This window comes from Neorhizobium populisoli, assembly GCF_019430945.1.
GTDB lineage: Bacteria > Pseudomonadota > Alphaproteobacteria > Rhizobiales > Rhizobiaceae > Neorhizobium > Neorhizobium populisoli.
On the sequence record NZ_JAHYCB010000006.1, the window covers coordinates 235,410 to 250,087 of the forward strand.

18 protein-coding genes are annotated in these 14,678 nt (G+C 61.2%); 10 read left to right on the plus strand and 8 right to left on the minus strand.

Translation table 11 applies throughout. The features are described from left to right. Nucleotides 1–99: 99 nt before the first annotated feature. The 3 genes from KX729_RS18555 (at nucleotide 100) to KX729_RS18565 (ending at nucleotide 1,029) form a co-directional block, all read left to right on the plus strand. Complete coding sequence (locus tag KX729_RS18555; protein ID WP_219743967.1) at nucleotides 100–363, plus strand: spike base protein, RCAP_Rcc01079 family; 264 nt, start codon at nucleotides 100–102, stop codon at nucleotides 361–363. Between the two features lie 18 nt (nucleotides 364–381). Beyond that, nucleotides 382–654, plus strand: a complete 273-nt coding sequence (locus tag KX729_RS18560; protein ID WP_219743968.1) for a hypothetical protein — start codon at nucleotides 382–384, stop codon at nucleotides 652–654. Nucleotides 655–798: 144 nt separating this feature from the next. Next, nucleotides 799–1,029, plus strand: a complete 231-nt coding sequence (locus KX729_RS18565) for a hypothetical protein (protein WP_025603332.1) — start codon at nucleotides 799–801, stop codon at nucleotides 1,027–1,029. Between the two features lie 23 nt (nucleotides 1,030–1,052). Here KX729_RS18565 and KX729_RS18570 read toward each other — a convergent pair whose 3' ends face one another. Beyond that, nucleotides 1,053–2,816 (minus strand): hypothetical protein, encoded by a 1,764-nt coding sequence (locus KX729_RS18570; protein ID WP_446692522.1) that lies wholly within the window; start codon nucleotides 2,814–2,816, stop codon nucleotides 1,053–1,055. A gap of 218 nt (nucleotides 2,817–3,034) precedes the next feature. Between KX729_RS18570 and KX729_RS18575 the strand changes: the two genes are divergently transcribed. After that, a complete protein-coding gene (locus KX729_RS18575) occupies nucleotides 3,035–4,039 on the plus strand; it encodes a glycosyltransferase (RefSeq protein WP_219743970.1) in 1,005 nt (334 codons plus the stop codon). After that, nucleotides 4,036–4,416, plus strand: a complete 381-nt coding sequence (locus KX729_RS18580) for a GtrA family protein (protein WP_219743971.1) — start codon at nucleotides 4,036–4,038, stop codon at nucleotides 4,414–4,416. The genes KX729_RS18575 and KX729_RS18580 overlap by 4 nt, the downstream gene beginning before the upstream one ends. A gap of 6 nt (nucleotides 4,417–4,422) precedes the next feature. Here the strand turns inward: KX729_RS18580 and KX729_RS18585 are convergent, their stop codons facing one another. Then, a complete protein-coding gene (locus tag KX729_RS18585) occupies nucleotides 4,423–5,409 on the minus strand; it encodes a Gfo/Idh/MocA family protein (RefSeq protein WP_219743972.1) in 987 nt (328 codons plus the stop codon). Nucleotides 5,410–5,601: 192 nt separating this feature from the next. Between KX729_RS18585 and KX729_RS18590 the strand changes: the two genes are divergently transcribed. The 5 genes from KX729_RS18590 (at nucleotide 5,602) to KX729_RS18610 (ending at nucleotide 8,607) form a co-directional block, all read left to right on the plus strand. After that, the gene (locus KX729_RS18590; protein WP_219743973.1) at nucleotides 5,602–6,552 is read left to right on the plus strand and encodes an aldo/keto reductase; all 951 of its coding nucleotides are present in this window, start codon (nucleotides 5,602–5,604) and stop codon (nucleotides 6,550–6,552) included. Nucleotides 6,553–6,622: 70 nt separating this feature from the next. Next, entirely contained in the window at nucleotides 6,623–7,618 is a 996-nt protein-coding gene (locus KX729_RS18595) for an aldo/keto reductase (RefSeq protein ID WP_219743974.1), read from the plus strand. A 60-nt stretch (nucleotides 7,619–7,678) separates the two neighbouring features. Next, on the plus strand, nucleotides 7,679–7,897 hold the full coding sequence (gene relB / locus KX729_RS18600) for a type II toxin-antitoxin system RelB family antitoxin (RefSeq protein ID WP_219743975.1): 219 nt from the start codon (nucleotides 7,679–7,681) through the stop codon (nucleotides 7,895–7,897). Then, a complete protein-coding gene (locus tag KX729_RS18605) occupies nucleotides 7,887–8,183 on the plus strand; it encodes a type II toxin-antitoxin system RelE family toxin (protein ID WP_219743976.1) in 297 nt (98 codons plus the stop codon). The genes relB and KX729_RS18605 overlap by 11 nt, the downstream gene beginning before the upstream one ends. Before the next feature lie 64 nt (nucleotides 8,184–8,247). Next, nucleotides 8,248–8,607: a nuclear transport factor 2 family protein gene (locus KX729_RS18610; RefSeq protein ID WP_219743977.1), complete on the plus strand. Its 360-nt coding sequence runs from the start codon at nucleotides 8,248–8,250 to the stop codon at nucleotides 8,605–8,607. A 12-nt stretch (nucleotides 8,608–8,619) separates the two neighbouring features. Here KX729_RS18610 and KX729_RS18615 read toward each other — a convergent pair whose 3' ends face one another. From KX729_RS18615 to infC, 6 genes are all read right to left on the minus strand, one after another. Beyond that, complete coding sequence (locus KX729_RS18615) at nucleotides 8,620–9,237, minus strand: hypothetical protein (protein ID WP_219743978.1); 618 nt, start codon at nucleotides 9,235–9,237, stop codon at nucleotides 8,620–8,622. A 270-nt stretch (nucleotides 9,238–9,507) separates the two neighbouring features. Then, nucleotides 9,508–11,931, minus strand: a complete 2,424-nt coding sequence (pheT, locus tag KX729_RS18620; protein ID WP_219743979.1) for a phenylalanine--tRNA ligase subunit beta — start codon at nucleotides 11,929–11,931, stop codon at nucleotides 9,508–9,510. Between the two features lie 15 nt (nucleotides 11,932–11,946). Next, nucleotides 11,947–13,029 carry a phenylalanine--tRNA ligase subunit alpha gene (gene pheS / locus KX729_RS18625; RefSeq protein WP_219743980.1) on the minus strand — a complete coding sequence of 361 codons (1,083 nt, stop codon included), beginning with the start codon at nucleotides 13,027–13,029 and terminating at the stop codon, nucleotides 11,947–11,949. Nucleotides 13,030–13,159: 130 nt separating this feature from the next. Next, nucleotides 13,160–13,564 (minus strand): 50S ribosomal protein L20, encoded by a 405-nt coding sequence (gene rplT / locus KX729_RS18630; protein WP_219743981.1) that lies wholly within the window; start codon nucleotides 13,562–13,564, stop codon nucleotides 13,160–13,162. Nucleotides 13,565–13,605: 41 nt separating this feature from the next. Next, nucleotides 13,606–13,809 carry a 50S ribosomal protein L35 gene (rpmI, locus tag KX729_RS18635; RefSeq protein WP_046793986.1) on the minus strand — a complete coding sequence of 68 codons (204 nt, stop codon included), beginning with the start codon at nucleotides 13,807–13,809 and terminating at the stop codon, nucleotides 13,606–13,608. Nucleotides 13,810–14,011: 202 nt separating this feature from the next. Beyond that, the gene (gene infC / locus KX729_RS18640) at nucleotides 14,012–14,548 is read right to left on the minus strand and encodes a translation initiation factor IF-3 (protein WP_219744258.1); all 537 of its coding nucleotides are present in this window, start codon (nucleotides 14,546–14,548) and stop codon (nucleotides 14,012–14,014) included. Nucleotides 14,549–14,678 lie beyond the last annotated feature (130 nt).

The following is a 14,678-nucleotide window of genomic DNA, read 5'->3' on the forward strand; positions in this document are numbered from 1 at the left end:
TCGGCCCTATGTGCCTCGACATTTTTCGAGGCCGGCTTTTCCCCGTGCGACAGAGGAAGGCGACAATCATGGCGAAGGACATTCAAGGAGATTTCGTCCATGCCCGATCGTTTCGCCAATACCCAGGCCTCGCTTTCCGGTCCCGCCTCGTCGGGATTTTCCATCACGCCCAGCGACAGTACCGACCTGCCGGAAACGACGCGGGCGCTTTATATCGGCACCGGCGGCAGTCTGTCGGTACGGATGCTCTCCGGCGAGACACTGACCCTGCCGAACGTGTTGCCTGGCAGCCTTCTGCCGTTGCGCGTCACCCGCGTCTTTGCGACCGCCACGACGGCCATGGCGATTGCCGGCCTCGTCTGAACGGGAGGATCGAGCGCCATGCGGCCTGAACCTCTGTTGCTGCGCTTCGAGGACCGGCCGCAGGCCATCGCCGTGCTTGGCGCGGTCGGAGCCGAGTTTCGGCCGGTCGACGATGACGGCATCATCCGCACGCCGACCGGCGAGACGGTGGAGTTCGAAGGCGAAAGGATCGCCCTGACCTGCCCGCTTTCCGGCTACCATGTGCGGCTCGTCTGGCAGGGCGACGTGCCTGGAAGCCTGATCCCCTATCTGGTCGGGCGGGAGAAAGGCAAACCAGGCAGACTCTGCTGAAAACGACTGAGTGTGCCGAAACGGGTCACTTTTCGGTAAGCATGCCGGCAAAGAGGGCCAAATCCTTACCCTCGCCCGAAAGCATTTATTAGCATGCCGCGAATATCATTTTCGTGGACCTCGAGAGCAGAAAGGAGACATCGGGTGCTGTTCTTGACCGCCGCTTCGATAGGCCTCTGCGCCGGCATGATGCGTTCCGCGTTCTCGATCGCGTTCATCGCCGTTCTGATCGTCGTCACCTTCGGTCTGGCGAGCGCCGTTTCGGCCGGCCCGACATCCTATCTCGATCTGCTGGTCGCCGTGCTGGGCTACAATGCCGGGCTGATCAATTTCGTGGCGGGCCTTCTGGTCATCCGCCGCCTGCGTCCGGCCTGATCCTTCAGCCTTATTTTCATGCCCTATTTTTCTGGCGGCGCTACCCGATAGAAGCGGAAACCATTCCCCTCGCCGCTGACCGGCTGCAGGTAGTCCGGTATCTCGTTGCGCGCCAGGCCGGCATAAAGCCCATCGGGTTTCATCTTCGCCAGCATCTGCGTCTGCGGATCGGAGGCGCAAAAAGCGACGACCGTGACTCCGGCACCGTGCAGGAAGGCGTTCGCCTCATCAGGCTGTGCGAGGCCGATATAAAGCTCGGTCAACATGCCCTGCTGGTCGCGATGATAGGGGCCTGAAAGCACTCGGTGTTGCGTTGCGCGCAGGATTTCCGGCCCGCTATTGGAAGGCGCGGCAACCACGCCTTTGTCGATCCCGTTCAAAACCGCCATATCGGCCAGGCCGCCGCACTCGCCGGCTTCCTTGCCGAGACTGCCGCGGGCGGCCGCATTCAGATCGAAACCCTTCGACACGCCATGCACGACCGCCACGCCGGCCACCGCCCAGACGATCGGCACGGAGGCGAGCACACCGCCGATATAACCGAGGGCCGCCCTGGAGCTTTCCGGATTTTTCGCTGCCGCCCGGCGCAGATCGCAGATCAGCAGCGAAAGCGGCAGGATGGACAGCAGGTTGGCGAAAAAGGCGCCGCGTACCTGCACGAGCGAGACGGCCCAGGAGGCGCCGATCAGCCCCAGCAGAACGAGATGAAATTCGATCTCCTCCCTGCGGATGGCGCGAAACAGGCAGACGAAGACGGCAAACAGGCCGACGGCGTAGAAGCCGCCGATCATCTCCGGCTCCTGCACCGCCTCGGCGATGAAGGACCGCGCCTCGCTGACGCCACGCAGCCAGAGGTCGACCAGCATCGGATCGAGCGAACCCAAGGGATCGCCGAGGCATTGCGGCGCGATGGCGCGCGCGGCCAGCAGCAAAATTGCGCCGGTCACGCCGGCAAGGACGATACGGATGCGGAATTTCCCCGTGCCCGGCAGTTTTGCGAGCAGGAACAGCGCCGTCCCGCCAAGCGCCGAAAGCGCATAAAAGCCAAGCGAGAGATTGTCGCAGGTAACGATGGCGTAGGCATGCGGCGGCACGGTGGCGACGAAGAACGCCGTGATCGAGATCGTCAGCGACAGGCCGAATGCCTGCGCGGCCTTTGAAAACGCCGCGCCGTGCCAGATCCACTGGGCTGCGACGCGGATGCAGGCTGCCGCGACGAGCGGTGTCGTCTCGGCGCCGATCGCAATCGCCAGCGCGCAGACGAAACCGGCTCCCGCGGAACTTGCCAGGCGTCGATCGGGATCGGTCAGGGCCGCCGCCAGCCACATGGCGAGCGCCAGCTGGACATTGTGATGGTCGAATGAGCCAGGGGCGAAACGAATGCTGCTGAAGACGAAGAGCGCGCCGAGACCGAGCGCGATATGCATCGTCGCAGTGCCGCCGGCTCGCCGGGCAGCAAGTGCCAGCGGCAGAAGCAGGAACGGCACCAGCAGAATTGGCCAAGCGAATGCGGCAAGCTCTTCCGCCCGCGCCTGGCCAGCAAACAGCGAAAAGAGGCGGATGAGTGCGGCAATTGGCAGGTCGATCAGCCGCGACCAGTGCATCAGCGTGCCACCGGCAAGGCCGAGCCGGTATTGCATGAGATCGAACCAGCCTTGACCGGCCAGCAAATCCCGCACCTCGACAAGCCGCATGACATCGTCGTTTTCGGTGATGACCGACCCGCCCGAAGCGGAGGCAAAGCCGACAAGCGCAAGCGCTGTAACGAACCAATAGGCCAACACCATCGGCAAGAGCCTGGACGTGATCGGCACGCCGATACGGCCCGGCGCTTTTGCGAAGGTTTTGTCCGCCCTGTTTTCCGGAACGCCTTCTGCCATATCCGCCTAAAGTTCTGTCTGTTTCGGTGAGTGCCGAAACCTAGCCTTAACCTTCCCAAGAAATAGTAAAACCAGCGACGCAGGCGGATTCTGCGGACGATTTTCTATGTATCGAGTGAAAATCAATGACCAACCCGCTGACCGTTCTGCCCGACATCGCCATTCTGCTGCCCTGTTACAACGAGGCGCCGACGATTGCGGGCGTGGTGCGCGGATTTCGCGCGGCGCTGCCCGGCGCGCGCATCTATGTCTACGACAACAATTCCACCGACGGCACAGCACTTCAGGCGATGCTGTCGGGCGCTGAGGTGATGCGCGAGCGCCGCCAAGGCAAGGGCCATGTGGTGCGCCGCATGTTCGCCGATATCGACGCCGACATCTACATCATGGCGGATGGTGATGGCACATATTCGCCGGCCGATGCCGAGGAACTGATCCGCACGCTTTTAACCGAGAATGCCGACATGGTGGTCGGCACCCGCCGCGGCGTGCGCGAGGATGCCGGGCGCCATGGCCATGCGGCCGGCAACCGGCTGTTCAACGTGCTGTACCGGACGATCTTCGGCGCCGACTTTACCGATATCTTTTCCGGCTACCGCGCCTTCTCGCGCCGTTTCGTGAAAAGTTTTCCGGCGGTTTCCGGCGGTTTCGAGATCGAGACGGAAATGTCGGTACATGCCTCGCGGCTGAAACTGCCTGTCATGGAGATCGAGCTGGATTACGGAAGACGGCCGGAAGGTTCGCATTCCAAGCTATCCACCTTCCGGGACGGGGCAAAAATCCTCTGGATGTTTGCCATGCTAATGAAGGAAACGCGGCCTTTCGCTTTCTTCAGCGCGATCAGCAGCGCCTTCATGGTGACCAGCCTGGTCTTCATGGCGCCGGTGCTGCTCGCCTATTTCCAGACGGGTCTCGTCGATCGCATGCCGACCTGGGTGTTTTCGCTGGTGCTGATGCTGATGTCGTTCCTGATCTTCACCGCCGGGATGATCCTCGATTCGCTTTCGCGCGCTAGGGCCGAGCAATTGCGCATCCACTATCTGAACATTCCCGTCCGCCAGAAATCGGCTCCTCCATTGGCAGATACGGCACCGCCCAAGCGTCGCAAAGGCGAAAAGAGCGCGGCATGAAACGGCTTTTCTGGTTCCTTATCGCCGGTGGCTGCGGTTTCCTGATCGATGCTGGCCTGACGCATCTGCTGATCCTGGCTGGGCTCGGCCCGTTTCTCGCCCGCATTCCGGCGATCATGGCGGCCATGGCATTCACCTGGTTCGTCAATCGCAACCGGACATTCGGAAAATCAGAACATTCGCTCGCCGTCGAAGGCCTGCGTTACTGGGCGGTCGGCATCACGTCGGCGCTGATCAATTACGCGATCTACTCGACCCTGATCTACCGCGCACCCTTCCTGCAGCCGATCATCGCCATCATCGCCGCGTCGCTCGCAGCGACGGCCTACAGCTTTTTCGGTTATTCGCGCTTCGTCTTCCGGCACCGGAACGGTTAGGCGAAATCAGACCTTTTCCCAGCTTTCGTGTTCGCCGGCGCGGTAGATCGCGTCGATGAACTGCTGGTTCTTCAGCGAGCTTTCGAGCGTCACGACTTCCGCCGCCTCGCCCATCGCCGCCTTGGCAAAAGCCTCAACCTGGCGCTTGTACTGGCGGCTGTCGGGGAAGCGGAAGGTCTGCGACGTCGCATGGTTCTGGTTGGTGAGTTCGATCTCCTCGGCGCCCCAGCGATTGGCGTTGAAGGGCGACTTCACCTCGATCGTGCCTTCGGTGCCGTGGAAAACCATCAACTGGCGCGCCGCCATCTGGGTCGCGACATAGAAGCTCAGCTCGAACGAGCCGAACTCCGCCCGGACGCTGGAATAGATGTCCGTGCCGAACTGTGGGTCGCGCTCGACGCGTGCCTGCACGCGCTGCGGCTCCTCGCCGGTGACGAAACGGGTGGTGATGGTCGGATAGACGCCGATATCCGGCAGCGCACCGCCGCCGAGTTCGGGAATGTTGCGCATGTTGCCGGGATCGCGGTTGAAATAGGTGAAGGCGCCCTGCACGTGCTTCAGCTCGCCGATCGCCTTGTCCCGCAGCAGCTCGCGCACCTTCAGCCAAACCGGCGCATAGGTGACCATGAAGGCTTCGGAAATCAGCTTGCCGGTGCGGTCGCGCACCTTGATCAGTTCCTCGATCTCGCTCGCCTTGATGGCGATCGGCTTTTCGGACAGCACATGCTTGCCGGCTTCGGCCGCCTTGATCGACCATTCCACATGCTGGCTGGACGGCAGCGGAATATAGACCGCGTCAATCACGTCCGACGCCAGCATTTCGTCATAGGAACCAAAGGCATGCGGCGCGCCGAAACGGTCTGCCATGGCGCGCGCCTTGTCGAGATCGCGGCTGGCAATGGCGGTCAGGGCGCAGTTTTCTGCATCCTGAATGGCCGGGACAACGAGTTCGCGGCCGATCTTTGCCGTCGACAGGATTCCGAAACGCAGCATGAGTACCTCCCTATCTGCTCATTTCGGGCGCACCATATTGGCAGCACCAAGACCGCGCAACGTCGCGGCGGATGCGGCGCTTGAAAAAGTGATCATCCGCTCAAAATAGGGACTGGCCGGTGGCGGAACATGGGATAATCTCAGGCTCCTTTCTGGAACATACTTGCTCACTTAAAAATTTGGAGGAATTTCATGGAGCTGCGTAAGCTTGGCCGGACCGGCCTTTCCATTTCGCCCGTCGTTTTCGGCTGCAACGTGTTCGGCTGGACTGCCGACGAAAAGACCTCGTTCGAGCTTCTCGACCGCCTGTTCGATGCGGGCTTCAACACGCTCGATACCGCCGACAGCTATAACCGCTGGGTGCCGGGCCATGTGGGCGGTGAATCCGAGGCGATCATCGGCAAGTGGCTGAAGCAGAGCGGCTACTCGCGCGACAAGGCGATCATCGTCACCAAGGTCGGCTCAGACATGGGTCAGGGCAAGAAGGACCTTTCCGCCAAGTGGATTCTGGAGGAAGTCGAGAACTCGCTGCGCCGCCTGCAGAGCGACTATATCGACCTCTACCTCGCGCACTGGCCGGACGAAACGGTCACTCACGAGGAGACGCTCGGCGCCTTCGCGAAGCTCAAGGAACAGGGCAAGGTCCGCTCGATCGGCTGCTCCAACTACGATGCCGGCCTGATGCAGGAAAGCTTCGACGCCGCCGCCAAGGCCGGCCTGCCGCGTTACGACGTGCTGCAGCCCGAATACAATCTCTACACCCGCAACAAGTTCGAAGGCCCGACCGGCGACCTTTGCATCAGGCAAGAGATCGGCGTCATCAGCTATTACGCGCTGGCGGCGGGCTTCCTCACCGGCAAGTATCGCAAGCCGGAAGATGCCGAAGGTGCGGCGCGCGGCGGGCGCATGGGAAGCTATCTCGACGAACGCGGCCTTCGCGTTCTCGCCGCGCTCGATCAGGTGGCGGCGGAAACCGGAACCGGCCTTGCGTCGGTCGCGATCGCCTGGGTCGCCGCCCGACCGGGCATTACCGCCCCGATCGCCAGCGCCACCAGCCTCAAGCAGCTCGAAGCGATCGTTGCCGCCGGCAACCTGAAGCTCTCCGACGACCAGATGAAGCGCCTCAACGAAGCCGGCGCCTGATCTTTCGGCTTCTAACTATCCGGCGGGCGCTACCGTGCCCGCCTTTTCTCTTTCCAAAAGGAGCTTCGCCATGAAGATGCGAAAACTCGGAAAAGAACTGACCGTCTCGGCCGTCGGTCTCGGCTGCATGGGCATGAGCCACGGTTACGGAGGCCAGGAAGAGCAGGAATCGATCAGGACCCTGCATCGCGCCGTCGAACTCGGCGTCAATTTCTTCGATACGGCCGAAGTCTACGGACCGTTCATCAACGAGGAACTTGTCGGCCGAGCGTTGAAACCGTTCCGCGACAAGGTGGTGATTGCTACCAAATTCGGCTTCAAGATCGATCCGAACGCGTCCGACAGCCGCGCCATGTCGGGCCTCGACAGTCGTCCGGAACATGTTCGCGAAGTGGCGGAAGCATCGTTGAAGCGCCTCGGCGTCGAGGTGATCGATCTTCTCTATCAGCACCGCGTCGATCCCAACGTTCCGATCGAAGATACGGTCGGCGCGATGGCGGAGCTGGTGAAGGAAGGCAAGGTGCGCGCGCTCGGGCTTTCCGAAGCCGGCGCCCCGATCATCCGCCGCGCGCATGCGGTGCATCCGATCTCGGCGCTGCAGAGCGAATATTCGCTCTGGACCCGAGAGCCGGAAGGCGAAATCCTCGATACCTGCCGCGAGCTTGATATCGGTTTCGTGCCCTTCAGCCCGCTCGGCCGTGGCTTCCTGACCGGCAAGATCCAGAAGCCGGAGGATTTTGGCGAGGGCGACTTCCGCCACACGCTGCCGCGGTTCTCCGCTGAGAACATGGCGGCCAATGCCTCGCTGGTGAAGCTGCTGCAAGACATGGCCGCCGACAAGGGCGTCTCCGCCGCGCAGCTGGCGCTCGCTTGGGTTCTCGCACAGGGCGATTTCATCGTGCCTATCCCCGGCGCTCGCAAAATCCCGAATCTGGAACAGAACGTCGCCGCGACGGAAATCTCACTTTCCGTCGATGAGCTGAAGACGCTCGGCGACCTGCTCTCGCCGGAGAAATTCTCCGGCACGCGCTACGCGGCCCAGGCAATGGCGTGGACGAACCGGTAAGTTGAAGTTCTGTCCTACGTGTCATACATTGATGACAAGCATGACACGTAGGACACGCTTATGGCAACGCTCAGCATCCGCATCGATGACGATATCAAGGCTCGCTGGGCGAAGCTGTCCGCTGATTTTGGCCTGAACCAGAGCCAGCTTTTCCGACAGGCGATCGAAGAGAAGCTCGAAGAACTCGAAGACTTCTACGCGATCCGCGAACGCCTCGACCGGCCATTCAAGACCGTTTCCAATGACGATGTCTGGAAGGAACTCGGCATTGAGGATTGAGTGGCATGTCGATGCCGTAAAAGACCTCAAATCGATTTCAACCTCGGACAAGCGCCGGATCAAGAAGGTACTGGACGAGCTTTCGACACTCGGCGATCCCCGCCAAAAACTCGTCGCTTATTCGGGCAATCTCAAAGACTTCTGGAAATTGCGCGTTGGCGACTATCGGCTTGTCTGTCAGATCAAGCTGGAAGCCGGTGAATATATTCTGATCATCCGCGTCGCACATCGCAGCGTCGCCTACGATCCGCGTAGCGTCTCGAGAATAGACAAACGTTCGAAGTGACCTCCTGTGGTTGGCTTCGCTCCGTCTCGTGCTACCATGCGTCGAAGATATTGGGAGAAGGTCGATGCACGAGGAACGCGCCGTTCAGGCGGTCATCCATCTCTACGTCGACGGCATGACCTTTGCGCATGAGGCCGCCCTCCGAAAGGCGTTTCACCCAAAAGCCAGCATCATCGGCAATTACGGCGGAAGGATCGAGTGGCTTTCGCTCAACGATTTCATCGGGGCGATCACTTCCGAAGGCCCTGCCCCCGCCGGCACGCAGCCGCTGATCCAGATCGAGGCGCTCGACGTCACCGGTGATGCCGCAACCGTCAAGGTGGTTGACGAATTCGCCGGCATGCGGTTTTCCGACTATCTGGCGCTTTTGAAGATCGACGGGCGGTGGGTGATCGTCAACAAGCTCTACCACCTGCATTCGTAGGCTGGCGGCGAACTAGCGTTTCAGCTCCGGAAAGCCGACATAAAATTCCGAGTGATCGCCCTCGTTATTGGCCATGCCGATCTTGGTCAGCACGCCGCGCGGCTCAGCGAAACTGCGGATGCGACGGGCAGGCTTTTCATGCCACTGGATGTTCATCGCCCAGAGTTTTGGGAAAACCATGATCGAGGCATAGGGCAGATGGTCGTGAATCCACCAGGCCATCTTCTGCCAGTCGCCTTCCTGCTCATAGTGATCGACCAGCCATGGAAAAACGACGCAGGCCGTAGCGCCCATAAAGCCCTGCGCGTCGCGCCTGTCCCAGATGTGGTCGGCGGCGGTATTGGCGTTCGAGGAGCAGTTCAGGTTGTTCCTGTTGCCGAACTCGTTGACCTTCGGCGAACGATAACCGGAGCGCAGGTGCAGCCGGCCGAAGGTTGCCTGTAGCGGCTCCAGCAGTTTCTCGCAGAGATGTCTGCCGGCTTCGATTGCCAGATCCGGGTCTTCGGGAATGTTCGGAATTCCGTAGAAATCGGCAATCTCGGAGAACAGGAAATCGCGGAAGAAGAAGTTCTTCGAAAGGCGTACGCGGCCGAGCTCTTCGAGCCCTTTCATCGATCCGGGTGTGCGCATCGTTTCCTCCAAAAGAAAAAGCCTGCCCTCTGTCAGGGTCAGGACAATTACGTTGGAGCTGCCCCTCATCCGCCTGCCGGCACCTTCTCCCCGTTTTGACGGGGAGAAGGACACTAGCCGCACCAACTATCCCGTTCTCAAGGGTGAGCTTGGCACGTTCCCTCTCCCCGCATGCGGGGAGAGGGTTAGGGTGAGGGGCAATTTTCCAGACAATGCCCGCCCGCTTGTGGGGGCAAGCTAACTTTCAAAGGCGCTTCACGCCACCCGATTTCAGGCGCGCAACACGCCACCGGTCGTCTTTTCGACATTGGCGACGATCTTGGCCGTCAATGCCTCGAAATCCTCGTCGGTCAGCGTCTTGTCGACCGGCTGGATCAGCACTTCGATCGCCACCGACTTCCGGCCTTCACCGAGCGCGGCGCCTTCGAACACGTCGAAGACGTTGACGCCGGTGATCAGCTTGCGGTCGGCGGTCACCGCCGCCTTGACGATCGCGCCGGCTTCCACATCGCTGGCGACCACGAACGCATAGTCGCGCTTCACGGCCTGGAAGGGCGAGAGGTCGAGGCCCGGCTTGGTGCGGGTGGCCTTCTTCTTCGGGTCCGGCATGGCATCGAGGAAGACCTCGAAGCCTGCGAGAGCGCCGGAGACGTCAAGCGCGCCCAGCGTCTTCGGGTGGAATTCGCCGAAATAGCCGAGAACGACCTTCGGGCCCATCTTGATCGTGCCGGAACGGCCCGGATGATACCAGGCGGGCGCGCCCTTCTCGATCTGGATGTTGGACATCGGCAGGCCGCAGGCTTCGACGACGGCCAGCGCATCGGCCTTAGCATCGAAGACATCGACCGGCTTGCCGCCGCCCTTGGCAGCGTTGGACCACGAACGGCCGGCGCCGTTCATCGAAGCGGTGCCGCGACGGATGCCGCCGGCGACGCGGCGCTGGCCTTCCGGCCGGTCGCTTTCATAGGTGCCGGAAACTTCGAAGATCGCCACATCGCCAAAGCCCTTGTCGGCATTGCGCTGGGCCGCCGTCAACAGGCCCGGCAAAAGCGAGGGGCGCATGTCGGACATGTCTGCGGCGATCGGGTTTGCGAGCTTCAGAGCCTGAGAACCACCTCCGAAGAGCTTGGCCTGGTCTTCCGGGATGAAGGACCAGGTGACGGCTTCCAGCATGCCGCGCGAGGCAAGCGTGCGCTTGGCCGTGCGGGTGCGGATCTGCAGCGTGGTCAGGATGCGGCCGTTGACCGATGCCAGACGTTCGATCGGCTCCGGCTTGATCTGGTCGACGCCGTGGATGCGCATGACTTCCTCGACGAGGTCGGCCTTGCCATCGACATCCGGACGCCAGGACGGAACCTTGACGGAGACACGTTCACCCGAACCTTCGACCGTGAAGCCGAGGCGGGTGAGGATTTCTCGGCTTTCACCGGTCGAGACCTCAAGGCCGGTCAGGCGCCTGACTTCCGCGAACGGGAAATCGACGACCTTCGCTTCAAAACCCTTGTAACCGACCACCTTGGCTTCCGCCGGCTTGCCGCCGCAGAGTTCGAGGACCAGTTCGGTGGTGCGGTCGAGGCCGGGAACCATGTATTCCGGATCGACGCCGCGTTCGAAACGGTAACGCGCATCGGTGATGATGCCGAGCGTGCGGCCGGACTTGGCGATGTTGATCGGGTCCCAGAGGGCGCTTTCGATCAGCACGTCCACGGTGTTCTCGTCGCAGCCGGAATGCTCGCCGCCCATGATACCGCCAATCGATTCCACGCCGTTGTCATCGGCGATGACGACGTTCGCAGGGTTCAGCTTGTATTCGCGGGTATCGAGCGCCAGCACCGTTTCGCCTTCCTTGGCGCAGCGGACGATGAGGTCCCCCTTCACCTTGGCGGCGTCGAAGACGTGCATCGGCCGACCCTGGTCGAAGGTCATGTAGTTGGTGATATCGACCAGCGCGTTGATCGGGCGAAGGCCGATCGCCTTGAGGCGCTGCTGCATCCAGACCGGGCTCGGGCCGTTCTTGACACCGCGCACGAGGCGCAGGCCGAAGCCCGGGCACAGGCGCTCGTCGTCGAGATCGATCGTCAGGCCGACCGAGGTCTCGCCTTCCGTCTTGAAAGCGGGCTTGGCATGCGGCTTCAACGTGCCGAGGCCCGCAGCAGCCAGATCGCGGGCGATGCCGTGGATCGAGGTGCAGTCGGGGCGGTTCGGCGTCAGGTTGATCTCGATGATCGGATCGTCGAGGCCGGCATAGGTGGCGAACGACGTGCCGACCGGTGCATCGGCCGGCAGGTCGATAATGCCGTTATGGTCTTCGGAGATGTTGAGTTCCTTCTCCGAGCACATCATGCCGTGGCTTTCGACGCCACGGATCTTGCCGACGGCGAGCGTCACGTCGATGCCCGGAACATAGACGCCCGGACGGGCCAGTGCACCGACCATACCGGCGCGGGCATTCGGCGCGCCGCAGACGATCTGCACCGGCTTGCCGTCACCGGCATCCACCATCAGCACCTTGAGGCGATCGGCCTCCGGGTGCTTTTCGGCCGAGAGAACCTTGGCGATGACGAAGGGCTTGTAGGCCGCCTTGTCGTCGACATCCTCGACTTCGAGGCCGATCGCGGTCAGGCGCTCGCAGATCTGGTCCAGGGTGGCGTCGGTCTCAAGATGATCCTTGAGCCAGGAAAGCGTGAATTTCATTGTCCCATCCTCCCTTTAAGCGCTCAAACCGCCGAACAGCGTCGGCATGTCGAGCGGGCGGAAGCCGTAGTGGTTCATCCAGCGGACATCGGCGTTGAAGAAGTCGCGCAGGTCCGGCATGCCGTATTTCAGCATGGCGATGCGGTCGAGGCCCATGCCCCAGGCAAAACCCTGGAACTCGTCCGGATCGAGGCCGCCGGAGCGCAGCACATTCGGATGCACCATGCCGCAGCCGAGAATCTCCATCCAGTCGGTACCTTCGCCGAACTTGACGATCGGGCCGGAGCGGTCGCACTGGATGTCCACTTCGAACGACGGCTCGGTGAACGGGAAGAAGGACGGGCGGAAGCGCATCGTCACGCTGTCGACCTCGAAGAAAGCCTTGCAGAACTCTTCGAGGATCCAGCGCATGTTGCCGACATGCGACTTGCGGTCGACGACCAGGCCTTCGACCTGATGGAACATCGGCGAGTGCGTGGCATCGCTGTCTTGGCGGTAAGTCTTGCCCGGAATGATGATGCGGATCGGCGGCTTCTGGGCTTCCATGGTGCGGATCTGCACTGGCGACGTATGGGTGCGCAGAACCTTGCGCTCGCCATTCTCGTCAGGCTGGAAGAAGAAGGTGTCGTGCATTTCACGGGCCGGGTGGCCTTCCGGGAAATTCAGCGCCGTGAAGTTATAATAGTCGGTTTCGACATCCGGGCCTTCGGCGATCGAGAAACCCATGTCGCCGAAAATGGCGGTGATCTCGTCGACGATCTGGCTGATCGGATGGATGCGGCCGCGCTCGGCCGGCGAGGAGCGCACCGGCAGCGAGACGTCGACCGTCTCGGCCTTCAGGCGCGCGTCGATCGCCGCGTCCTTCAGCACCGTCTTGCGCTCACCGATCGCGTCGGTGATCTCGTTCTTCAGCGCGTTGATCGCGGCGCCGCGGGTCTGGCGCTCTTCCGGTGACATGGTGCCGAGCGTCTTCAGAAGTTCGGAGACGGAGCCCTTCTTGCCGAGTGCGCCAACGCGCACGGCCTCGATTGCCGCCTCATCGCTGGTGCCGGCGATTTCCGCCAGAAGCGAAGTTTTCAGGTTTTCCAGATCGGACATGGTTTCTTCCGTGTGACAAGTCGGAGAGATGTATTGCGAGGTGATGACGGCAAAATGAAAAACCCGCGCCAGCCCATGCCAGCGCGGGTTTCCCAAATTCAATAAAGCAATAAAGCTTGGGAAGCGCTGGTTACTTAACCGCGCCTTCAAACTCGTTCGGGGTACCGGTGTCCTTGAGGTAGGCCAGAGCGCCCTTGGAAGCTTCGACGAGAGCGCCGAAAGCTGCCGGCTCATGGATTGCCATGTCGGACAGAACCTTGCGGTCGACTTCGATGCCAGCCTTGTTGAGGCCGTCGATGAAGCGGCCGTAGGTCAGGCCGAATTCGCGGACGGCAGCGTTGATACGCTGAATCCACAGAGCGCGGAAATTGCGCTTCTTGACGCGACGGTCGCGGGTCGCGAACTGACGCGAACGATCGACGGCAGCCTTGGCGGCGCGGATCGTGTTCTTGCGGCGGCCGTAGAAGCCCTTGGCTGCCTTGAGGGTCTTGGTGTGCTTGGCGCGGGAAGTTACGCCACGTTTTACGCGTGCCATGTCATGATCTCCTTAAACTGTTCCAAAAAAGCCGATTAGTCTCAGAGACCGTTGGGCAGGTAGTTCTTGATAACCTTCTTGCCATCCGGCTCAGCAAGGATCATCGTGCCGCGTGCATCGCGGATGAACTTGTTGGAACGCTTGATCATGCCGTGGCGCTTGCCAGCAGCTGCTGCAACGACCTTACCGGTCGCCGTAACCTTGAACCGCTTCTTGGCAGCGGACTTCGTCTTCATCTTGGGCATTTTGCTACTCCAATATATTTGTATCGAAACCGGCAGACGAAGCTGGTTTCAAGCATTTGCAACGGCCACGGCATGCCCTGCCGGACCGTTCGGACGGGCGCTTATAACCGCAGTCGGGTAAAAGCGCAATGGGATAAGAAGGCAACTTGCAAAACCGGCGCAATCGCCGGCAAAACCGCTGAAAGCGTTGATAGTGCGGCGCTTATTTCGGCGCCAGCACCATCATCATCTGGCGGCCTTCGAGCTTGGGCTCGGCTTCCACCTTGGCAATTTCCAGCGTGTCGTCTTTTACCTGAAGCAGAAGCTTCATGCCGAGTTCTTGGTGGGCCATTTCACGGCCGCGGAACTTCAGGGTCACCTTGACCTTGTCGCCGTCCTCGAAGAAACGGTTCATCGCCTTCATCTTCACGTCATAGTCATGCGTGTCGATGTTGGGGCGCATCTTGATTTCTTTGATTTCGACGATCTTCTGCTTACGGCGGGCCTCGGCGGCCTTCTTCTGGTTCGCAAATTTCAGCTTGCCGAGGTCGAGGATCTTGCACACCGGCGGTTCGGTGTTCGGAGAGATCTCAACGAGATCAAGTCCCGCCTCTTCTGCCATCTTGAGGGCCTGGTCGGTCGCAACGATACCGAGATTCAGGCCTTCAGCATCGATAAGCTGGACCTTGGGAATGCGGATTTCCCGATTGGAGCGAGGCCCATCCTTGACGGGGGCATCGGTTTTGAATGGTCTGCGGATGGTCGTATTCTCCTTGATTGTTACGGCGCAAGCGGCGACTCTTGAAGCGCTCGGCGTGCGGCCGAGGGCAATGTCGTGATCGCTTGACGGAAGTCAATAGCACGTTCTCACGAAAAAATCACCTGCTGTC